The following is a 21692-nucleotide window of genomic DNA, read 5'->3' on the forward strand; positions in this document are numbered from 1 at the left end:
AAGTGCCGAAAACGGAGAAGAAAAGTGTATAAGAAGGTAATTGTGGCGCTTTCGCTGGAGCACGGGATTAGCGATCTTGCACTCACGGTCGCCCGAAGCCTGGTTTCTGAGGATGGGGCGATCACGGCAGCTCATGTTTATGAGCCGCCCAACAGCTCGATCCTTGTCTACCTAGATGAAGAGGTTGTCGAAAAGTCGCAGCAAAGGGCGAAAGACAAGCTTGGAGACCGGGTCAAGGATGAGCCTGACATCACGTCGGTCCTGCTTGAGGGACAATCTGCCGGTTACACAATCACCGAATACGCGAACACCCACGATGCGGACTGTATCGTGATCGGCTCGCATCGTCCTGGCGTGAAAGATTTTTTCCTCGGTTCGACCGCCGCGCGGGTCGTGCGTCATGCACACTGCTCTGTCCATGTCCTGCGTGTCTGAGCGACTTCCAGCTTCTGCCAGTGTTATGAAACAGAGCCGTTCATTCGATCTAACCCACAACAGGTAACCGAGCCGGCATCGGGACGTCTGAGATAGAGGAGAATTATGTCGGGCCCTAACTCAAAAATTCTGCATCGGATCATAGGTGCGAAGGTACCGCAGATCGTATCAAGTTCCGGGATCCATCTTCGTGATGCGAGCGGGCGGGACATTGTCGATGCATCAGGTGGAGCGGCTGTGGCTTGTCTGGGCCATTCCCACCCGAAGATCATTGCTGCGATGGAAGCCCAGATGGCATCTGTCTGCTACGTGCACAGCGGCAGCTTCACCACTCCGATTGTCGAGGAACTGGGACGGGTCATGGCCGAAAATGCACCGGACACGATCAATCACACCTATCTTGTGAGTGGCGGGTCGGAGGCGGTTGAGTCGGCCATCAAGCTGGCACGGCAATATCATGTAGAAACCGGTTCACCGGACCGCCGCCATATCATCGCGCGGCGCCAAAGCTACCATGGCAATACCTTCGGTGCCTTGTCGGCAAGCGGCCATCGCGCGCGCCGCAAGATTTATGAGCCGATGCTCGTACCATTTCATCATGTCGATCCCTGCTACTTCTATCGACACGCCGAATCCGGAGAAACACCCGAGGACTACGGCCGTCGTGCCGCGGACAGCCTTGAGGTAAAGATTGCCGAACTTGGCACCGAGAATGTGGCTGCTTTCATTGCAGAGACCGTCGTCGGAGCAACCCTTGGAGCTGCAACAGCGGAAGCAGGCTATTTTCGCCGCATTCGAGAAATCTGCGACAAGCACAACGTTCTGCTCATTCTGGACGAGGTGATGTCGGGTCTCGGGCGCACGGGCACGATGCACGCCTTCGAGCAGGAAGGGATCGTCCCGGATATGGTCACTTTGGCGAAGGGTCTCGCTGGAGGTTATCAACCGATCGGCGCGGTGATGATTGAAGATCGTGTCTATGGCGCGCTCGCCCGGGGCAGCCGCGCGTTTCAGCATGGCCTGACCTATTCGGGCCACCCGGTTGCTGCCGCCGCCGCGCTTGCGGTCCAGCAAGAAATCGCGGAACAGAACCTACTCTCAAACGTTGGCGAGATGGGAAATAGGCTTGCGAGCGGGCTCAAAACCCGGCTTGAGGCTCACCCTTATGTTGGCCATTTCAGAGGCAGAGGGCTTTTGCAGGCCTTTGAATTGGTTGCCGATCGCGACACAAAAGCCCCCTTCGATGCTTCGCTGAAAATAAACGAACGCCTGAAAGATACGGCGATGGATCTGGGGCTCATGATCTATCCGAGTGGTGGATGCGCGGATGGTGTGAATGGCGACCACCTTTTGATCGCCCCGCCCTTCAATGTCACGGCGGACGAAATAGACAAGATCGTGGATCTGGTCGGCCTGACTGTGGATCAAGTCTTCAGCGAAATCTCATTTGAGAAGTGAACATGAACCGCACCGGTTCATAGAGCAGTGCGCGCGGTTTGTTTGAGGTGCCATGGATAGCGAACTGAAAACGAAAATCATACACGCCGTCGATGCCGGCTTCGAGCGGCAGCTCGAGTTTCTGAAGGCGTTGACTGCTGAGCCGTCGACACGCGGCAACGAACAGTCTGCGCAAGCGTTAATGGAAGATGCGCTTCGAGCACGAGGGTATGATGTCGATCGCTGGCTAATCGATGTGAATGACATTGCCCATCTGCCTGGGTTTTCGCCAGTTCACGGAAACTATGAGGATGCCGTCAATGTTGTTGGAAGCCATCTCAGCCGCACGCAGAAAGGAAACAGTCTGATCCTGAACGGGCACATCGATGTTGTCCCCGTTGGCCCTCTGGATATGTGGCACACCGCACCCTTTAAGCCAGTCATCGACGGTAAGTGGATGCACGGGCGCGGGGCTGGCGACATGAAAGCGGGGCTGACTGCGAACCTCTTTGCGCTTGATGCGCTTCGTGAATTGAAGTTTCAGCCCGCTGCGAATGTCTATGTGCAATCGGTTGTCGAAGAAGAATGCACCGGCAACGGCGCGCTTGCGTGTCTTCAGCGTGGTTACAAGGCCGATGCTGCACTAATTCCGGAGCCTTTTGATGAGGTGCTGACCAGTGCACAGGTGGGTGTGTTGTGGTTTCAGGTTCATCTGAGAGGTGCCCCAATGCACGTTGCCTATGCGGAAAAGGGCGGTAATGCGATCGACGCTGCAATGCCGATTATTGCTGCGCTCCACGCGATGGAAGAGCGCTGGAACGAAGCTGATCGCAGGCATCCGGAATATGCTGCACACACCCATGCCCTGAACCTGAATGTGGGCAAGATCGCTGGCGGTGACTGGACGAGTTCTGTTCCTGCCTGGTGTACGTTGGACATTCGCATGGGGTTGTTTCCGGGCCAGGATTTGGCGACAGCCAAGGCCGAGATCGAAGCCACCATTCGTGAGGTTGCCCGATCCCAGGCATTTTTAAGGTCCAACCCGCCGGAAGTCGTCTATCACGGGTTCCAGGCCGAGGGGTATGCACTCTCCGATGACAGATCGCCCAAGGCGAAGGCGGCAATCGGCGCGCTTGCATCAGCCCATCGCACCGTGCTTGGCACTTCACTTGAAAGCCGTCCGTCTACCGCGACAACCGATGCACGTTTCTTTGGGCTTTATGCCGAAATCCCCGCGCTTGTCTATGGCCCCACAGCCGAAGCAATCCACGGCTTCAATGAACGCGTCGATCTGGAATCGTTGCGCCGTGTTACGCAAACCACGGCACTCTTTGTTGCCGAGTGGTGCGGTCTTGAACAATCTTGACGCCGGAGACTTTCTTTTCGAAGAAAAGGGGATCTGAGCCCCGTGTCGTTCACACGGACCTTAACTGGCGCCAGTTTCGATGAGTTGAACCAGGCGCCGCATTCTGGAGCCGGCGAGGTGGACGTTATCAAGCACCGCTTCGTCGATCTCGTCGCTTTCCGACAATTCCGCTGGACCACCAAGGCTGTTTTCCAACGCCTCGTTCCTTGAGCTGACGTCCAGTCGATGGGTCGTTTCGCGTAACCGGTCTGAGAGAAAGAGGGCCAAAGCCCGGTATAGGCGGGCGGCAAAGGCAATGTCCGTTTGAAGGCGGTCATGGATCAGAGGCAGAGAAATTGACAGATATCGTCCTGGCTGTTCAGCAATCACGGATGTCGACGGCGGCTTCTTTTCGACCAGCGACATCTCCCCGACAACATCACCTGCACCAAGACTGGCAACGGCGGGACCTTCTCCCAGAAAAACCCCGAACTTGCCTTCCAGCAAAATATGGAAGTGTGTCAGAGGCACGCCCGCGTCGACCAACTTGTCGCCGACCTCAATTGCGTGAACTTTCCCCTCGGACGCAAACCAGACCACGTCTTCTTCATTCAGGCTGCCCAAGATATAGAGGACTTTTTTCATTATCTGGCTCCTCTGCCAAATCCGGTTCAAACCGTTTGCCGCTTCGCCATCTTATGGAACAAGGGGCTGGTTTCGAGGAGTTCTTCAAAAGAACCGTTTGCCTTGATGCGCCCGTCGTCCATGAGAAAGATCCTGTCGGCGTTCCTGATGGTGCTCAATCGATGGGCGATCACTATTCGGGTGATATTGAGTTTCTCCAAACTCTCGGTCACGACCGCTTGCGTTCTGTTGTCGAGCGCACTGGTCGCCTCGTCGAGAAACAAAATGGCCGGATTGAGAACCAGGGCCCTTGCGATCAGAACTCTTTGCCTTTGGCCTCCCGAAAGGCTTGACCCACCTTCGGTAAGGGGTGTGTGCAAGCCCATTGGAAACGCCTTGAGATCACTTTCCAAGCCGGCCGCCAAACATGCTTCCAGACAGCGTTCGTGATCGATATTCGTTGCACCGCGAATGTTGTCCAGAATTGTTCCGGCGTGGACTTTTCCGTTCTGCGTCACAACGCCGATCTGCCGTCGAAGCAGGGGCAGATCAAGTTTTGAGATGTCCTGATTGTCGAACGTGATCGTTCCGGAAAAGGGCTTTTCCAACCCAAGCATCAAGCGCATGACCGTCGACTTGCCGGAGCCGGAAGAGCCGACGATGGCGACGTGCTCGCCTGCCTCAATCTTGAAGGAGACACCCTTGATGACTTCCAGGCCTTCCAGATAACCAAATCTGACCGATGAGAGTTCGATGGAACCCTTCAGCTTTTTGGGTTTTGCAGCCTGGTGCCCCACTTCCGGCTCCGTTTGCAAGATAACCTGACCGCGTTTCCATTCCGGCTGCAAGGCAACGAGGTCCAGCGCCAGTGTCGCCAGTCCCTGGAACGCGAATTGAAAGCTCCCGAAGGCTGCCAGAAAGGCTATGAAAGTCCCCGCCGAGCTCTGTGAAGAAGACCCGAGAATGCTCGCGGAGAACAGGGCAATCAGGCCGAAGCCGGCATAAAGCTCAAGGAAGCCGGCAAACTGTCCGGAGCGATGTTGCGTGCGCAAGATGGCTGCCTGGGAACTGGCAAACTTGTCCGCCCAACGGGCGAGGAACCGGACTTCGCTGGCGGAGGCCCGCAACTTCGCGATGCCGGTAAACACCTGAAAGACGTAGCCGGAAAGCCAGCCGCTGAGCTCTGCGATTTTCAGATGATCTCGTCTCAGATAAAGGCCGAGAGAGATACTTGCAGCAACGAGAATTATGACATAGCCGAGGGCGATGAAGGCGAGCTGCGGGCTATAGAAGTACATCAGCGCGAAGTAAAACCCCGAAAAAATAATCGTAACCAGACTGTTCAGTACGATCGAAACGCACATCTCGCGCAAAGAAAGAAGCCCATGATACCGGGCTTGCAGGTCTCCGGAGGAGTGGGTGTTGAAGAAGCTGACAGGAAGGGCAAGCAGCGTGTTCCAGATTGCAGAGGCAAACAGTTGCTTCGATTTGCCATTGGCCCGAAGGACCAATCGCTGTCTGGTAACCGAAAGCAGATAGTTGAGCACCGCAATGACCGCCAAAGCCACCCCGAGTTGAGAGAGCATGTTCCGCTCAAGACCCGGGATTAGCGTGTCGACAACGACTGCGGTGGCAATCGGAACCAGGGTCCCCAGAGCTGCAATCAAACCCCCGAAGATTGCCGCGCCGATCAGTTCTGAACGGATCGAAGGCAGAATGAACCAGGCCAGCGACAAGGGGGAGCTGATGTTTTGCGGCAAGCTGGGATGAATTTCAAAGGCGATGGGCTTTAGTTGCCGGGCGATCTTTTCGGTTACCTTGATCGGTTCGGGATTACCGGGAGCAACAAGGTCGTAGCCGCCTGACCGGCGCCGAATGAGGGCAACAGCCGATTGTTCTTCTGAAGCTGCTCCATCGCTTTCGGCAGCTTCAATCATCAGGCCCGCAAGGTTTCCATGGTCCTTCTCCCACCAATTGGCGGGAAGAACGATTTGCCGCGTTCTAGCGCCGAAAACATGCGCAGCATCTTGAATTGTAACCGTGCTAAGGCCGCTGAACGCGGATCGGGTGCGCGGAACCGCCTCGAGCCCATTGGCTCTGAATATCAGGTCGACGACTTGCGCCTGTTCAGGCAAATCCTGTCTGAAAGTGACCTTTCCAAGACGCTCGACAACTCGATCAAGGCGGGAAAAACTTCTTTCAAGACGGTCCGATTGACTGAGCTTCGCAGGCCGGGCCGCCTCCAGGCTCGCCGCTTCGGAACCGCTTCGTTTGTCCTGATCGGGCTGTTGCAACATGGTCTGCTAGGCCTCGATCAGTTCTGCGTAGCGATTGTTCAATGCAATCAGCTCGTCATGGGTGCCACGTTCCGCCACGTTGCCGTTATCGAGAACCAGTATCTCATCGCAGTCGCGAATGGTGCTCAGTCTGTGGGCAATCACAACGAGAGTGATGCCGCGCGCCTTGATGGCACGCATGATATCCACCTCGCAGATTGCATCCAGTGCGCTGGTTGCCTCGTCCAGAACGAGAATGTCCGGGTTTGTCGCCAGGGCGCGCGCAATTTCCAGCCGCTGTCTTTGTCCTCCCGAGAAGTTCACACCATCCTGTGCGACGAGGCTGTCATACCCGCCGGCGCGCGACGAAATGACGTCGTGAATCTGAGCGTCCTTGGCAGCTACTATGATCTGCTCCTCTGAGAGCGTTTCGTCCCACATGGACACGTTTTCCCGGACGGAGCCTTCAAACAAGACAATCTCCTGGTCCAGATAGGAGACGCAATTCGCCAACTTGTTTCGAGGCCAGGACCGGATTGGCATTCCCCCGATCCGGACCTCTCCGGCTGTCGGCGTCAGAAGTCCAGCCACCAGGCGGCCGATTGTCGACTTGCCCGATCCGGATGCGCCCACGAGCGCGACACTGCCACCAGGCGCTACACTAAGGGAGAAACCCTCTATGAGCGGATCGGCCAGGGGCAGGTAGCCGAAGCTTATGTTTTCGACCTCAAGAGTTCCTGTATCTTCGGGGGCAATGCCTCGCTCAAGCGCCGGCTCAAAACGTCGGTCGACCGGATGGCGCACAACGTCTTCGATCCTGTCCGTGTAGGAGCGAATTTCCTGAAACGATGTCACCATGCCAGTGAGCGTGAGCAGGGGAGCGGAAAAGCTGACTGCCAGGCTTTGAAATGCAACCAGCGAGCCGATGGTCATCGATCCGTTCATGACCGCTCGCCCACCCAGCACAAGAATGGCGGCCGTTGTCAGCGCATTGAGCAGCACCGGAAGGTTTTGGGTCAGCAGAAGGCGTTTTCCCAGGTCCTGCTCGATATCGAGAATTTTTGTCTGAGAGCCTGCCCACCTTTGGAAGAAGGCATCTTCCGATCCTGCTGCCTTGTAGCTCTCCATGTCCGCCAGTCCGGACAAGGCCACGCCATGGAGTTTCCCGCCCTCAACCGACAGTTTGCGGTGGCCTTCGGCCGCTTGTTTTCCCGCCAGGACGACAGCAACAATGCTGAACAGGGAGAGCAAAACCACGCAGGCGGTGATGAGCGGGCTGTAACTCAACATCAGCCCCAGAAAAAACACGCCTGTGATCAGACTGAGGAAACTGGCAGCAATATCACCGGTAAGGAGCCCGGCAAGCCCCGTGCTCAGGTCAAGCCGTGTGGCAATGTCGCCGGCAAAGCGCGTTCCGAAAAACGCAATCGGAAGCTTCAGCAGATGAATGAACATCCTGCGTGTTTCCCGAACTGCCAATTGCGCATGCGCTTTGATGAGCTGAAGTCGTTGCAGCTCCGACAAAGCGAAGCGCAACAGAAATGTCAGCGCCATTCCCCCAAGCAGCGGCAAAAGCCAGTTGTCATGGCCCTGGACAAGGATCTGGTCGACGAAAACGCTTGAGAAAATGGGAATGGCGAGCCCGGGCAGGATGAGCGCAAGGCTCGCGAGAAAAACGAAAAAGATACTGCTTCGCAGCCCCTTCGTGCGTGCGAACAGTGCCTTTGCGAGACTTGGACGGTCGTCCGTCTTGACGAAGTCGGGACCGGGCTCGAACACAAGCACGACCCCGGTGAACATCGCGTCGAAGCGTTCCTGATCCACCTTGCGTCTGCCATTGGCTGGATCATTGAGAAAAAAGTGCGTTTTGTTGAAGCCTTCCAGAACCAGGAAATGGCAAAAGTCGACAAAGATGATTGCCGGCAGCGAGATCTTTGCAAGCATGTCCGGCTCCGCCTTGAAGCCTTTCGCCGTCATGCCGTTTTGTCGTGCTGCTTTCAGGATATTGGTGGCCTTGGACCCGTCTCGCGAGACGCCGCATGCTTCGCGCAAGGTCTCCAGCGGCAGAAACCGGCCGTGATGTGCCAGGACCATGGAAAGGGAAGCTGCGCCACATTCTGCCGCTTCCATTTGCAGTACGGTTGGTACCTTTCGCCGATTACGCACCCAGCCCGGAAACCCCACCCGCTCAGTCCTTCCACAGGGCTTGGAGCCGGTCAGCGAGGCCGGGCATGGCGATATCGGCAACCGGTTCGCGGGCAACAACGAAAGCTGCGGTCAAAAGCGTGCCGGGGCGGATTTCGTCATCAGGTCCTTGGCTTGACGACCAGCTTAACCCGCTGACCGTCGATGGATCTCTTTCAAGCCGAACCCGGACCTCAAACGAACTCGACCCGCCAGAAAGTTCCTGGGCCAGACGTTCGTTGCGCAAATTGGTGCGAATGCTTTCGAAGCTGGCCGGCAACGCGGAAACATAAACGACGTGACCGCGAATGAACCCGTATCTGGATTTCTTGAACAGGCTGGGAACAACCTCGGCAAGCATGCCTGGTTTGATCTTCTTGCCGTCCACGGAAGACACATAGATGAGAGCCTCGGTTTCCAGTTCATCGCCGGGCATCTCGACTGCCAAAGTTGCAATCGCTTCACCGGCGTCGATCACGTCGCCTTCATTGACCCGAACCTCGAGGACCTGGCCGCTATGAGGGCTTGTAATCGCCTGCTCAAGATTGAGACGGCGCTTCATGCGTTCAATGGACCGGATTTGCTGCTCGATCTTGAGGTTCTCATCAAGCAGGGCGAGATCCCGCTCAACCTTTTCTTCCAGAAAACTTGACCGCATGGAACGGCGTTCGTTTTCCAGTCCCAGCAACCGTTCCCGGGCGTTGGCCAGCTCAAGCTCGACCGCGATAAGGCTCGCCGGTGTCGTCAGCTGTTTCTCAACAAGCGCAGCGATGCTGTCAACGCGGCTTTCAAGCAACTCCTTCCTGCGGATCATCATTTTTTCAACTTGATCCAGCCCTGCGATTCTGGAGTTCCTCACGTTGGATTTCAGCTCTTCCTGTTCCTGGGAAAAGGCAACGAGGGAGGCGAGCCGTTGTTGGGAATCCTCCAGGGCGGCTTCGGCGTTCGCCAGCTCCAGCTTGAGCCTGGTTCGATTGAACCTGGCGATGACCTGGTCTTTTTCGACATAGTCTCCAACGGCAAGGTTCAGCCGGTCTATGCGTCCGGCTGCCTCCGAGGAGACTTCATTCAAGCCCTGTTGCTGAAGGAGAATACCGCCACCGCTGACCTTGACAGGGGCATCTGCAAACAGGGCCCAGACAAAGGCGAGCAGGATGCACGCAATCAGGATCAGAAGCGATATCCACGCACCCGCGGAAACGAGTGAATAGGGGCGGTCCAGCTGTTCGGGCGACGAAAGTCTGTCGAGGGCAGCCTGTCTGTAAATTTGTTTGGTCATGACCGTATCAATTGCTCAAACGTTCCGGCAATGCCGCTTCCAAGCACAATCCGGCTGGAAAAATTCACCGGCGATCAAAGATCCGATGTACTTGGACGCTACGCATGGTAACCCTGCCTGCGCTGCTTTGTTAAGACCAGCCTTAAAGTTTGCCGCCCCGCAGCGCCTCCCGTTCAAAGTCGATACTGTAGAAGTACTGCCAGGTGGTCCCGGCTTCTAGGTTGCAGGGGCGTGCGCCTGCAATTTAGTGTCTTCAAGAACTGACCCGAACTCTTGATCAAAGACGACGCGTCTTTCCGCCTCTGCTGTTTCGTTAAGCTGTCGGTCGCGGTTGCACATTCAGCGAAAGACAGAAATGATATCTGCTCACGGTTTGGCCTGAAGGTTCGGCAGCAAATTGTGCGCTTCGGTTCACGTCAACGGTTTTGCGGATCTGTGTTTCAAATTCAGGCTGTTGCAGGTTTTTTGACAGCAAGGCATTTCGGGAGGTGGACAGGATTTGGAAAATGGTGCCCCGGCGACCCGAATAGGGTTCGTGCCGATAATCCTGAAATCTTCGATTGCGTTCCCGGAGCCGAGGATTTTGCGGCAGACTCGGAACAAACCGTTAAGCCGTAAGGGCGTCCAGGCCTGTCCGGCGGTGAACGTGCTCGAAAAACGCGTGATCGAGGTCCTTGCACCCTATTCAGTTCAGATCAGATGTGTGGAGTCAGAGCCGGGCACATTTGATTTTCATCTCATCAATCAGGGAACGCATATCGCCGCGGACCGGTTCAAGGACCTGTTTTACGTGCATGAGCCTCACGGGTGGCGGACACCCAAGGTTCCTGTTGTCCAGATTTCCATTCCGCACTTTTTTGTCTGCGACACTGTCTGCTACTTGAACATGCTGCCGGCTTTTGCGTCTCCCGACGGGGTCAGGGCGCCGGGTATGCTGGTTTCCGGCCGCTACCCGATGCACAAGTGGCCGCGCAGCATCAACTTCGCGTTCGAGTGGAGCGACAAAGACGTCGATTTCAAGATGTCGCGGGGGCAACCGCTTTGCTATCTGCTGCCGGAAACAGAAGATCCCGCCGGTCAGATAGAACTTGTTCCGGCAAAGATGACACAGGCGCTGGCAACTTACCGCGCACGCTTTGAAGGCGTCACACAATACACGCCGAATGCCGAAAGTTTGTTCCAGGAGATTGAAAAATACAGACCGGAAAAGTTGCTTGAGGAGATTTAACCGGGACTTCGAGGACGCCAGAAAAAAGTCTGCAAGCGGCTACGGCCTGCGAAGACACGCTCGAAATCTGAGCCTGCCCCGGTTTCCCAGGGAACTAGTCGATCTGGAAACACTGATTTTGCGAGGATGTAACCTTTGAATATCTTCTCAGACGCGTGTGTGCGCCTCAAATACAGCGGTGGAACAGTGAGCTTCTGTCTGGAGAGCGACCAATCCAGTTATGCCGGCACCACTGTTCATATGCCTTTCGATGCCTTCATCGCGATGCAGGCAGCCTTTTCCAACGAGATGGACGCACTCAAGGAAAAGCACCAACACTGGTTGGCATCGCACGCAGCCGAGGTCCCGGCTTCGGAAACTGAGGCTCCAACGCATCAAACCAGAGAGCCTTTGGGTGTGAAAATCGCCTCGGTATCAACGGGTTGAACTGAGTGTGCCGTGGTGCAGGCAGGTCCTATTTCATCGCCTGCGAGGCGACGTCGCGTTTCTGGATCACCAGTTGCCCTGCATGACACAACACGATCTGACATTTTGTTGCGTGCGCGCCCAAAAAGGAATTTGAGGCCCGAACAACGCTGTCTTCCCACCAGCGTCCCAAAACGTAGTCGTCGAGACAAATCAAACCGCCGTCCCGGCAGACCCGGAAGCTCTGTGCAAGATCTGCGGCAACAGCCTCGTAGGTATGGTCGCCGTCGATGTAAATGAAATCCAGGGAACCGTCCGGAAGCTTTGCGAGTGCGTCCTCGGAACGTTCCGCATGCAAGATCACACGGCCTGTTGAAATGTCTTCCGAGAACCGGTTTTCGACGCCGGACCTGATCGCAGTCATGTCTTCAGCGCTTTGTGCGCCATACCAGGCCTTGTCATAGGTCGGCTCGTGACGGGTTCCGAACGGGTCGATCAGGTGCAGGCGGCGGGGCTTTGCAATTGAAAGGATTCGTTCGCTGAAGTCGCCTCTCCAGACTCCAACTTCGGCGCCTTCCGCATGTTCTGGAAACAGGGACAAGATGTGGTCGCGGAAAGATTGCACTGTGGTCTCCGTCATCCTGAAAGGCGGAAAATCCGGCTGACCGAAACCGCTGCTATCCAAACATGCAACAACAGGATGATGTTGTATACTTCAGTTGATTATCTGGCGCTGAAACCTGAATGCGCGCGTCTGATGGCGATGTTTTTGTTTGCAAGTTGTTAGGGTACGGACCCATTCATTTGGCTCAACTGGTAGGGATGAATTTGCTCGGATACGAAGCGCAAAGCTCCAGGAAAACCGTTTGTCGGCCGTTCCTTGCAGCTCATCGCCGTTTGATGAGCCAATTCAACCAAGTGAATGAGCCTCGACCTTAGGCCCTCGATGATGTCCTCACAATCCAAGAATGATGCTCATCGTACTGCTGCGCCCTATGCCCTTTTGCATCATCCCGACATTGTTGAACGGCCGGGATTGCCCCCCATCGGCAGGCACGTGGCCGGGCGCGGCATGCTTAATGGTATTTTTCAGCACACCGTTCAACAGTCCTTGCATGCGGTGACCGAACATCCTGGCCACGCAGATCATTTCACTGACCTCGCGGCTCAGGCGGGTTGGAAAGGCGAGGTCGCGTTCTACGGCCTGGATACGTTTTTCGAGCAAGCCGGACCAGGGACGCTGGTCTTGCCCGGGCCTTCGCTCGCGCCGTTCGCGCAACGACGGGCAAGTTCCATCGGGTCCCGCCATGCTCTTTGCGGGCTCACCCACACGATGGCAACCGCGCAAATGGTCAACGAAATCTACCAACTTTTTTGCGTTCCTCTAATGCCGGGGGACACGATCATATGCACGTCAAAGGCGGTGCGTGACGTTGTGCGTTATCAGTTCGATCGCGCCATCGAGACAGGTTGGGCACCTGCCGGTCATGCTCCGGATCTGCCCGTCATACCGCTCGGCATCAACTGCGCAAGCTTCGCATCAAGTTCGAAGGATCGAGCCCTTTGGCGCAAGAGACTGAAGCTTGATCAGGACGACATAATGCTGCTGTCGATCGGACGCTTGGCAACGTTTGAGAAACTGCATCCCGCACCGCTGTTCTCAGCTGTCCAGCGGGCTTCATCAAGCATATCTTCAAAACTGCATCTGATGATGTGCGGCTGGTTTCAGGATGACCGTGAAGAGCAGGCACATCGGGAAATGGCAGCAGCCTTTGCACCCGACATCCGGGTAACTTTCCCGAACGGCCGCGACGAACAGACCAAGCTGGGTCTGTTGCGGGCGGCCGACATGTTCGTTTTTCCGGTCGACAATATCCAGGAAACCTTCGGGCTGGCGCCCGTTGAGGCAATGGCTGCCGGGTTACCGGTCGTGGCCTCGGACTGGAACGGTTTGTCAGAGACGATCGTGGATGGTGAAACCGGACTGAAGGCTGCCACCTTTATGGCGGCGCCACGCACCGGCGATGGACTTGCAGAAATGTACACGGACGGATCGGCCCCTTATCCGCAGTATCTTGGAAGCATACAACAAAGGGTGGCGGTCGATCTCGGACGTTTTTCCGAGGCGATCGTCGCACTTGCTGCAGATCCGGAAAAACGCAAGGCAATGGGAGCCGCAGCGCGTCGCCGGGCCCGCGAGGCCTATGATTGGTCGGTCATTGTCCCGCAGCTGGAGGAACTGTGGGCAGCCATGGCACAACGTGCGCGTGGCGCCGGATCGAAGCCTTTTCAAGCGCCCCAGGGCACGCCTCCATCCCATCCGAACCCGTTGCTGCAGTACCGGGGTTATGCCAGCGCGCAACTGACCAGCGACCACTTGCTTCGCAACGCGAAGCCTCTGACCGGTGAACAGATGCTTGATCACATCAGGCTGACCGGAGCCACCTTGCCCGACTTCATGCCGGTTTCCCCCAATCTGCTGCTGGAGGTCAGCCATAAACTGGTTCGCAGCGGCACGGTTTCTGTTGGTGGACTGGCAGAGATCCTGGATCACTCCTTTGACGAGATCGCAGCCGCGGTAATCTGGTTGGCCAAATTCAATCTGGTGCAGATTTCCAGCGCAGAGGAGCGGATATGATTGTGTTCAATGCCGGCCTCCCACGATCCGGAACTGTGTTGGTGGGAGCGATTGTCCGCGCCATGTTCGAAGGTGAGGGCGCAACCGTCACGCAGCATAACCCCCATGGCCCGGAATTGGCCGTCCTCTTGTCAAAGCTTCTGGAAGCACGTTCAGAAGGGGCACAGGTCGACCTCATCCATACGCATGGCTGGCCGGATGTGCTGCCGCATGAATTTTTGGCGAATGACAACGTCACGGGGTTCCTTTGCCATCGTGACCCTCGCGATGTTTGTGTCTCTTTGATGGGTCTGCACGATATGACTTTTGAAGAGGCGGTCGAGTTCACGTTGGGGAATTTGTCGCTGTTCTATGCAATGCGATCTCAAACGGCATGGCCCACGATCGACTACCGGGATCTTCATGACCGCAAGCTGGATCAGATCCACGGTATTGCGAAGCATCTTGGGTTCCAGCTTTCCGAAGAACGTGCTCACCAAATCGATGATGCGACGTCGGTTACAAGGCACCGGGCGATCATGGAGCAGCTTCGCGCCGGCAATGTGAACCACATGATCGTGCGCAAAAACAGGCACCGCGATTTGCGCGAAGACGCTCACAGCCTCATCAACGACCGGCATATTCAGTCTGGTGAGATTGGCCGCTGGCGACGGGAGCTCTCCCCGGAGCAACAGGCCACGGTTACAGCCGCCTTCACAAGTTTTCCCGATCTCACATCAGAATGAACGCAGGTCTGGACAACGAACCTAGGATGCAGACCGAAAGTCGCCAAGACAGTCATTCGATACGATAGCCAAAGCGCTCCAGCGCACCGGCATAAGGTGCCAGGCCTTCCACGATCGAGGCTCTGGCACTGGTTGAAAGCGTTTCGATGAGACCACGGTTTCGATCCGCAAAGTCTCCGATCGGCGCTCCGATCGGTTCGCGCCGCTCACGCACCTTGCTGGCGTCCAACACACTGCCCAAGACTGTTTCGGGATCGCTGGTCAGATCTTCATAACTGATCCAAATGTCGCTGACCTCATGCAGGTCGGCCTGCATCGCGAACCGTTCTCCGCAAATTTTCCCCAAGAACCGAAAGTAGGCCGCAGCATCCGGAAGATCCACGCGCCCGTACGGGCACCAGTTGCATTGGACGACTTCAGGAGGATAGCGCTGCGACCAGCTCGCACAAATTGCCAGAGGATGCCGTGTCAGCAAGACCAGGGACTGGGGGAACTCTGAAAACGCTTCCATCAGGCGATGCATCCGGCAAAGGTTTGGCGGTGATTTTTCAACGACCACGCGGGCATTTCGCGCCCTGGTGCGGCAGGCCTCCAGCCAGATGGGGCGTATCTCATCGAAGTTTTCCGGCACAGGGGGGTTCCACCGGGTCTCCCCGTTGTAAAGCTGTGGCGTGAGCCACTGTCCTTCACATCGGTCCTCAATGCCCGTGAACCCCGGCACGGAGGTCAGAAGACGGGCCAGCAAAGTGGACCCGGAGCTGGGCTGGGCTCCGACAAAAATCCAGGAGGGTGTCTTTCGCATACCGCTAGACGGTTTCATCGGAATTTTCCGGTGGCCAGGGGCGTTTGGCTTGTCCAAATCCCACTGGCCCAAAAACAAGAGCGGCAGGACCATCGGCCCCGCCTCACTTCATGTTGCAATGCAGAAAATGTCGGCTGCGAGCCCTTTGTGGCCCGGCTCATGTTGTGCAAGAGGCTCATCTCAGCCCCCGGGCGCTGAGGCCCAGGGATCGCGCAGGGACGTCCGATCATGGGCGCTGCATAGGTTTTTCGGTTAACGCGTCCCAGGCGTCTTCTTGCGTTCGCGCGGCCTGCAAGCTGTCCCAGACCTCTGCCACAAAGGGGTCAGCCGCGGCCATCTCGGAAACAAGCGCGTCCCAGGCTGCCCGGAGGCTGTCCAGTGTCTCGGGGCTGTAAAGGCGGACGTCCACGCCTTGTTCTGCCAGTTGTGCGACGGCGGCGGCTTGTGAGTATTCCATCCGCAGGACCGAACGCATCGCGTTGGTTCTGGCCGCCATGTCGATGATCGTGCGCTGGCTGTCTGTCAGGCCGTCCCAAACGTCGCGGTTGATGACCAACTCAATCATCGTCGAGGGTTGGTGCCAGCCGGGGAAATAGTAGAAAGAAGCCACCTGCGGAAATCCCAGCGCAAGATCCACCTGAGGAAAGCTGAACTCGGTCCCGTCGATGACGCCACGTTCAAGCGATGGAAAGATCTCTCCGCCTGGGATCAGCACAGTATCCGCACCTATGCTTGCCAGCACTTCCGAGGCCAGCCCCGTCCAGCGCAGCTTGAGCCCGTCAAAATCGTTGGTCCCTTCGATGGGGGTGTTGAACCAGCCGCCCGATTCCATGCCGGTGAAGGTTAGTGGCATAGTCACAAGGTTAAAGCCCGCATCGTCATACATACGCTGATTGAGCTCGAGCCCGCCGCCTTCGTAGAACCAGGCCATATAATCGAGCGCCTGCGGACCGAACGGCATCGACGTGAAAAACGACGCAACGGGCAAGGACCCATGAAGGTATGCCGCAGCGGTATAGCCCGCTTCGATCTCGCCGTCAGAGACCGCCTGTTGAATGTCGAACGGTGGGACAATCGCGCCAGGTTCCGCCAGCTCTATCTGGATCGTCCCGCCGGAGGCTGCCTCGACCTCTGCTTCGAACTGCCGGATCGTGTTTATGACCGGAAGGCTGGTCGAAAAAGCAGATTGCAGGGTGATTGTGATATCCTGCGCAAGGCTCGGCCCGCTCATGGCCACAAAGGGTAATGCAGCTAGGGCCAGTTTCGTCATCTTTGTCATGTTGTCCTCCGGGACTGTTGCGCTAGTTTCTTAGGGTACGCGATAGTCGATGCGGCGCATTGGATCATGCTCCGTTACTGGCCGGACTATCACCGACATCTCTACCTCAAATTCGCTTCTTGAAAGGAGCTTCCGCTACAACTCTAAAGATCGCAAGGGCCGGAAAAGCTGGCCTTGGCGAAACGCGCAGCGTCACGCAATTTGGGCTCCATAGCCGCATTCGCCACGCGCACAACCAACGGCTGCTTCTAAATCTGGGTCAGAAATGCTTGACGTTTGGATCAGATTTGAATGATGTGATTTTTCAACGACCACGCGGGCATTTCGCGCCCGGGTGCGGCAGTCCTCCAGCCAGATGGGATGTACCTCATCGAAGTTTTCCGGCACGGAGGTCAGAAGACGGGCCAGCAAAGTAGACCCGGAGCTGGGCTGGGCTCCGGCAATAGCCAAAAGAGTGTCTTTCGCATAACGCTAGACGGTTTCACCCATGTCTTCCTATGGCCAGGGACGGTCTTGCCGTGAGGTGATCTCGTCTTCTCCAATCTCGCCGCCAAACCGTTCCGCCGGGATGCACAGCATGTTCACGGAGAATATTCCCGGGAAGATATTCTCGCTTTCTCCGAAAAAATTGTCGGGGTTGAACAGCGGCGGTGTGCTCCACATGAGCCGATAATCAAGGTCGAACAAGTGCCCGATAAGTTCAGCGGAGTTCTCCGACCGGTCGTTTTCAATCATCATCAACGGCCGGTACCGGCTGATCAACCCGGATGCACCTTTGAGAACGGCAAGCTCCATTCCCTCCACGTCGATCTTCATCAGATGAAGCGCGCCAGGATCAAGGACGTCATCGAGGCGGACCTGGGCAATCTGTTCGCCGCCGGTCGAAGTCGAAAGCGCAACACCGCCAAAATTGCCTTCCGTCGAATAGTCGGTCTCCGGCAGGCAAAGCGCGTCTGCGCTATCCCCGACCGCGACATTGTGGATCGTCACATTGCTGGGCTTTACTTGCGCGAGATTTGCTTCCAGCAGGCGGAAAAGCCGTGGTTGTGGCTCAAATACGTGCAGCGTGCCGCGTTCGGTCAAATGGCGTGCCAGCGGGACGCTTTGCGTTCCGATGTGAGCGCCCACCTCAACAACCGTATGTCCTGGTTTGCACAAACGGAGCAGAAAGGCCGTTTCAAGCTCAGAGAATTCGCCGTATTTGGCGAGCGATGCGCCGATCCAGGTGTCGTGACGCAGAAATCGAAACCGGCCATGCCGTCCATCGATTTGAGCCTCACACATTTTCGTAAACACCCAGGCCTGGTGGATGGCCCCTCGGGTATCGCATACCGTATCGGGGAGGCTCATAGTGGTTTTCGGCGGTGTAGGGTGCACAAAAGTGATCTCCAATCAGATCATTGCGCACAAAAAAGGCATTCACGCCGGAAAAGCAGCAGCCCACAAGCGCATACCCTTTTTCGCTTCCAAGCTTTTCCAATGCGGAGAGGCTTGCGCCGAAAAAACTGCTCCCGTCCCAATGTTCGTGCGGTTCATACGGCACCGTCAGGGAAAGGGGAGGTTTCAAGGTGGCGTTATATTCAATGACAACGACACGGGGCCGGATTGCCTCAAGCGCTTTCCAGAGCCAGTAGTCGTGGTAGTCCGTGTCGATCGAAAGCAGATCCACATCGCCATCGTCGCGGAACAGCTCGTTGATATTGTCGGGCGTGACCACGGCGTTCTGGCAGCGCAATCGGCCAGCCTTCAGGAAAACGTCAAATGTACCGCGAATGTCTTCGACGGCTGAGGCGTCGCTTTCGCACCAGTGCCCACTCCAACCCGTCAACAGCAAGAATACAGAATTGCATTCGAGGCCGTTCTGCACGCCAAACTCTATAAATCGGCGATTTTCAACGCCGATACGGCGATAGATCTCTTGCAGGATCCCGTCTTCGTCGTTTTGCGAGTAAATCTTTGCGCCGGACGCAAGGAGACGCCCGGCCTCGCGGTACCGAGGCCGATCGAGCGTTTCTTCATAATAGGCAAGCCAGCCGGGATCGCCGGTGCTGAAACTCATACCCTGGACCCTGGTTGGCGGCTCATTGCAAGCTGAGGTCCTAACGCTTCAGCTTGTCGGTGCCCTTAATGCTTGGAGTCGAGATCGGCTTGTCAGGGTCACCCGCAAACAGCGTGGCAGCAGCAAAACCAGGGCTCGCATTAATGGTGTCTTTGTTCAACTTTGCGTCAATGGTTAGCCCCTTTGTGGCCATTGCCTGGGTGAACTTTCCGGCTCCAACCACATCGTCCAGCTGTTCATCGGTTAGCTGCTCGGGCTTTTCTTCAGTTGAATCTTTTTTTTCGTCAGACATTTTTTCTCGCTATCGTTTGATGTCGACCGCCATTAAATTGCGGTCATGGAAAATTTAGTCCGCTGCTCAATGCTGCGACTATAGCGTCTTCTTCGGCTGATTGGCAAACCTCGAACCATCGCTCAGTCCAGTCGGACAGCCCATTGCAGACGCGCGAGACGAGCCTCGCCCGGTGCTCACAATGGGATAGCAGGGCGTCCGCTTCCTGTTCTGTGATGTTGCCCCGTAGAGCGCTGTGCAACTCGCACGCAAACGTCCGGCCTCACGGTATCGAGGCCGGTCAAGTGTTTCTTCATGGCAGGCAAGTCAACCGGTATCGCAGGTTCCGAAACCTATATCCGGACCCGGACTGCAGGCTGACTTGTCAGCTGAGATCCTAGCGTTTCAGTTTGTCGATGCCCTTGACGCCGGGCGTTGTGATTGTGTTGGCGCGGCCACCAAAAATCGTATCACCGACAACACCGGGACCTGCAAACAGCGTGTCGTTGTTCACCAACGCGTCAACGCTGATCGCTTTCGTGACACGGGCCTGGGTGAACTTGCCGGCACCAACCACATCGTTCAGCTCTTCGTCGGTCAGCTGCTCGGGCTTGTCTTCAGTTGAATCTTTTTTGTCGTCGGACATTTGTTTGCTCACTATCGCTTGATTTCGACCGCCATAAAATTTCGGTCATGGAAAATGTGTTCGTTCACTCAATCCGTGCACTATAGCGTCTTTTTCGGCGGGTTTGCAAACCTCCTGCCACTGCTCCGTCCAGGCGGAAAGCGCGTCGCGAACGCGCGAAATGAAGCTGGCCCAGCTGTCATTTTCGTCGAAGCGAAACAATCTCATGCCGGGATACCATGGCGTCTCAAGCTGATCGGTCATGAAACGCCAGTCCGCCCTGGGTGTGAGGAGTGTCCAGCACGGCACGTCGAGGCCCCCGGCCAGATGACAGAATGAGGTGTCAATCGTGATGACGAGATCAAGCTGCTGAACAAGCGCGGCGTCGTCGGCAAAGTCCTCAAGGTCGCCGGTAAGATCAACGATCAGGGCTTCAGCTCCGTGTTCTTCGATGTCGCCTTGCGGAGCACCGCGTTGAAAGCTGTAAAAGTCCACACCGGCCACTTCCGTCAATCCGACAAAGTGCGAAAAGGGACAGCTTCGGTTCAGTTTTTCCCGGTTTCCGGACCAGGTCAAACCGACTTTCGGTTGACCGGTTTGAGGAAGAACGCATGAAGGTTGCCCGGCCTTGAGATAGGGGAAGCGGGTGGCGATCTGATCATAACCTGTCCCGAGTTTGGCCGGCAGGGAGGGAAAGGCGACACTCACATGGTGTGGGTGCGTTGGTTCTCCAACGGCTACAAAGGGGATCTCCGGGAAACTCGCCTGAAACAGCCTCAAGAGAGGTTTCTGCACCAGTCCGCAAATGGGCCCGTCAGCGCGCTCCTGGAGGGGCAGCAGAAAACGTGAGAACTGCAAGACATCGCCCAGTCCCTGCTCGGCATGAACCAGAAGGCTGCGCCCCTTTAGGGCGTCTCCCTGCCAGGCCGGGGCGACGTGTTCGCTCTGCGTGTCGGGTTCCAGGCTCAGGCGTATTTCATAGTCTTGAAAACCTTCCTGAATTCGGCCGAGATGCAGCCGGGTTATGCCCAATGTCAACCGTGTTTCAGTATCGTCCGGTTCCAGGTCCAGCGCAGCCTTGAGTTCTGTTTCCGCCTTTTCGAAATGGCGGTTGGCGAAGTGCGCCATACCCAGCATTTTCAGGTAGATCGGCTCTTCGGGGTCGAGCCTGTGCGCCTGCTGGAAGGCATGAAGGGCAGAGACATTGTCTGCGATTTCAAGATAGGCGTTTCCAAGGTTCGACCAGGCGTCTGCATCCTCGGGCTCATCCGCAAGGGAGCGGCGATAGCAGCCGATCGCAGCTCGCGGATAACCCATGGCGCGCAGCGCGACACCCAGATCGTTATAGACCGCGCTTTGCCGGGGATGGTTCGCGAGTGCCCTTTTGTAGAGTGCTCGGGCCTTTTCGACCTCACCCTCAAGGTGCAGTTGACGTGCCTGCTGATAGAGCTCGACGGCCCGCTCTTCATCCTGTTGAGTGTCTGCCATCTTGGTACCGCCCGGTAGCTCGCCCGTCACGGCAGGTGCTTCATATTGCAGCCCGATTGCCGTGCACCTAGAATTTCGTGCTTGTTCGGATTAGAGGCAGGTGGCCGAGAAATGGCAAACATAAAAATTGAGGTGTCTCCGGGAGACTTTTTCGACAGGCTCACAATCCTGCGAATAAAGAAGCTGCGTTCCGACGCTCCGCAAACCGATGCTGCCCAAGCGAAACTCGCAGCCTTCGAAGCACTTCGGCGAACGCATTTCCACGATGGGCAAGAGCTGGAAGCACTTGAGGAGAAGCTGAAGAAACGCAACGAGGACCTTTGGGACCTTGAAAACCGGGTGCGCACGTTCACGCATCCCCTTCAGTCTTCTCAAATGGAAGACTATGTTTCCGTCGCGCGGGCGATATTCTCCTTCAACGAGGACCGGTCCGCGCTCAAACGCGAAATCGACCTCCTCTTTTCCGATGACAGTGATGAAATCAAGTCATACGACGCCGACGCGGGGAACGAATAGCCCCTGATTTCTGACCGCTTGGGCGCTCCGGAAAAAGCTGCGGGAAGACCTTTGAGCGGTCTTTCAGTGAACTTGG

General features: G+C 56.5%; 20 protein-coding genes. 8 read left to right on the forward strand and 12 right to left on the reverse strand.

Going from position 1 to position 21692, the window contains the following annotated elements:
• The first annotated feature begins 24 nt into the window (after positions 1-24).
• From RBB47_RS03460 to RBB47_RS03470, 3 genes are all read left to right on the forward strand, one after another.
• Entirely contained in the window at positions 25-435 is a 411-nt protein-coding gene (locus RBB47_RS03460) for a universal stress protein (protein ID WP_305984347.1), read from the forward strand.
• A 105-nt stretch (positions 436-540) separates the two neighbouring features.
• Positions 541-1893: an aspartate aminotransferase family protein gene (locus tag RBB47_RS03465; RefSeq protein WP_305984348.1), complete on the forward strand. Its 1353-nt coding sequence runs from the start codon at positions 541-543 to the stop codon at positions 1891-1893.
• A gap of 52 nt (positions 1894-1945) precedes the next feature.
• Positions 1946-3238 carry an ArgE/DapE family deacylase gene (locus RBB47_RS03470; protein ID WP_305984349.1) on the forward strand — a complete coding sequence of 431 codons (1293 nt, stop codon included), beginning with the start codon at positions 1946-1948 and terminating at the stop codon, positions 3236-3238.
• Positions 3239-3298: 60 nt separating this feature from the next.
• On the opposite strand, the gene RBB47_RS03475 is transcribed toward RBB47_RS03470, so the two are convergent.
• The 4 genes from RBB47_RS03475 to RBB47_RS03490 are packed head-to-tail and all read right to left on the reverse strand — an operon-like array spanning position 3299 to position 9580.
• Positions 3299-3862, reverse strand: coding sequence for a cyclic nucleotide-binding domain-containing protein (locus tag RBB47_RS03475; protein WP_305984350.1), 564 nt, complete (start codon positions 3860-3862; stop codon positions 3299-3301).
• Positions 3863-3888: 26 nt separating this feature from the next.
• Entirely contained in the window at positions 3889-6138 is a 2250-nt protein-coding gene (locus RBB47_RS03480) for an ATP-binding cassette domain-containing protein (protein WP_305984351.1), read from the reverse strand.
• Positions 6139-6144: 6 nt separating this feature from the next.
• A complete protein-coding gene (locus RBB47_RS03485) occupies positions 6145-8301 on the reverse strand; it encodes an NHLP family bacteriocin export ABC transporter peptidase/permease/ATPase subunit (RefSeq protein ID WP_371932731.1) in 2157 nt (718 codons plus the stop codon).
• 4 nt (positions 8302-8305) lie between these two features.
• Complete coding sequence (locus RBB47_RS03490; RefSeq protein WP_305984353.1) at positions 8306-9580, reverse strand: NHLP bacteriocin system secretion protein; 1275 nt, start codon at positions 9578-9580, stop codon at positions 8306-8308.
• 646 nt (positions 9581-10226) lie between these two features.
• Here RBB47_RS03490 and RBB47_RS03495 point away from each other — a divergent pair.
• The gene (locus tag RBB47_RS03495) at positions 10227-10808 is read left to right on the forward strand and encodes a hypothetical protein (protein ID WP_305984354.1); all 582 of its coding nucleotides are present in this window, start codon (positions 10227-10229) and stop codon (positions 10806-10808) included.
• Between the two features lie 135 nt (positions 10809-10943).
• A complete protein-coding gene (locus RBB47_RS03500) occupies positions 10944-11234 on the forward strand; it encodes a hypothetical protein (protein WP_305984355.1) in 291 nt (96 codons plus the stop codon).
• Between the two features lie 28 nt (positions 11235-11262).
• Here the strand turns inward: RBB47_RS03500 and RBB47_RS03505 are convergent, their stop codons facing one another.
• Positions 11263-11838 (reverse strand): class I SAM-dependent methyltransferase, encoded by a 576-nt coding sequence (locus RBB47_RS03505; protein ID WP_305984356.1) that lies wholly within the window; start codon positions 11836-11838, stop codon positions 11263-11265.
• 297 nt (positions 11839-12135) lie between these two features.
• On the opposite strand from RBB47_RS03505, the gene RBB47_RS03510 reads away from it, so the two are divergent.
• Both RBB47_RS03510 and RBB47_RS03515 read left to right on the forward strand, forming a co-directional pair.
• Complete coding sequence (locus RBB47_RS03510; protein WP_305984357.1) at positions 12136-13851, forward strand: glycosyltransferase family 4 protein; 1716 nt, start codon at positions 12136-12138, stop codon at positions 13849-13851.
• Positions 13848-14576, forward strand: coding sequence for a sulfotransferase domain-containing protein (locus tag RBB47_RS03515; RefSeq protein ID WP_305984358.1), 729 nt, complete (start codon positions 13848-13850; stop codon positions 14574-14576). The genes RBB47_RS03510 and RBB47_RS03515 overlap by 4 nt, the downstream gene beginning before the upstream one ends.
• Before the next feature lie 52 nt (positions 14577-14628).
• On the opposite strand, the gene RBB47_RS03520 is transcribed toward RBB47_RS03515, so the two are convergent.
• The 7 genes from RBB47_RS03520 to RBB47_RS03550 form a co-directional block, all read right to left on the reverse strand.
• Positions 14629-15396 (reverse strand): sulfotransferase, encoded by a 768-nt coding sequence (locus RBB47_RS03520; RefSeq protein ID WP_305984359.1) that lies wholly within the window; start codon positions 15394-15396, stop codon positions 14629-14631.
• A 208-nt stretch (positions 15397-15604) separates the two neighbouring features.
• On the reverse strand, positions 15605-16657 hold the full coding sequence (locus RBB47_RS03525) for a TRAP transporter substrate-binding protein (RefSeq protein WP_305984360.1): 1053 nt from the start codon (positions 16655-16657) through the stop codon (positions 15605-15607).
• 495 nt (positions 16658-17152) lie between these two features.
• Positions 17153-17941, reverse strand: coding sequence for an FkbM family methyltransferase (locus RBB47_RS03530; protein WP_305984361.1), 789 nt, complete (start codon positions 17939-17941; stop codon positions 17153-17155).
• Positions 17934-18716 carry a hypothetical protein gene (locus tag RBB47_RS03535; RefSeq protein ID WP_305984362.1) on the reverse strand — a complete coding sequence of 261 codons (783 nt, stop codon included), beginning with the start codon at positions 18714-18716 and terminating at the stop codon, positions 17934-17936. The genes RBB47_RS03530 and RBB47_RS03535 overlap by 8 nt, the downstream gene beginning before the upstream one ends.
• 40 nt (positions 18717-18756) lie before the next feature.
• Positions 18757-19008, reverse strand: a complete 252-nt coding sequence (locus RBB47_RS03540; RefSeq protein WP_305984363.1) for a hypothetical protein — start codon at positions 19006-19008, stop codon at positions 18757-18759.
• Positions 19009-19384: 376 nt separating this feature from the next.
• The gene (locus RBB47_RS03545) at positions 19385-19633 is read right to left on the reverse strand and encodes a hypothetical protein (protein ID WP_305984364.1); all 249 of its coding nucleotides are present in this window, start codon (positions 19631-19633) and stop codon (positions 19385-19387) included.
• Between the two features lie 45 nt (positions 19634-19678).
• The gene (locus tag RBB47_RS03550; RefSeq protein WP_305984365.1) at positions 19679-21100 is read right to left on the reverse strand and encodes a tetratricopeptide repeat protein; all 1422 of its coding nucleotides are present in this window, start codon (positions 21098-21100) and stop codon (positions 19679-19681) included.
• Between the two features lie 111 nt (positions 21101-21211).
• Between RBB47_RS03550 and RBB47_RS03555 the strand changes: the two genes are divergently transcribed.
• The gene (locus RBB47_RS03555; protein WP_305984366.1) at positions 21212-21616 is read left to right on the forward strand and encodes a hypothetical protein; all 405 of its coding nucleotides are present in this window, start codon (positions 21212-21214) and stop codon (positions 21614-21616) included.
• The last annotated feature ends 76 nt before the right edge of the window (positions 21617-21692 follow it).

It is taken from the genome of Roseibium sp. MMSF_3544, from assembly GCF_030732845.1.
Taxonomy (GTDB): Bacteria; Pseudomonadota; Alphaproteobacteria; order Rhizobiales; family Stappiaceae; genus Roseibium.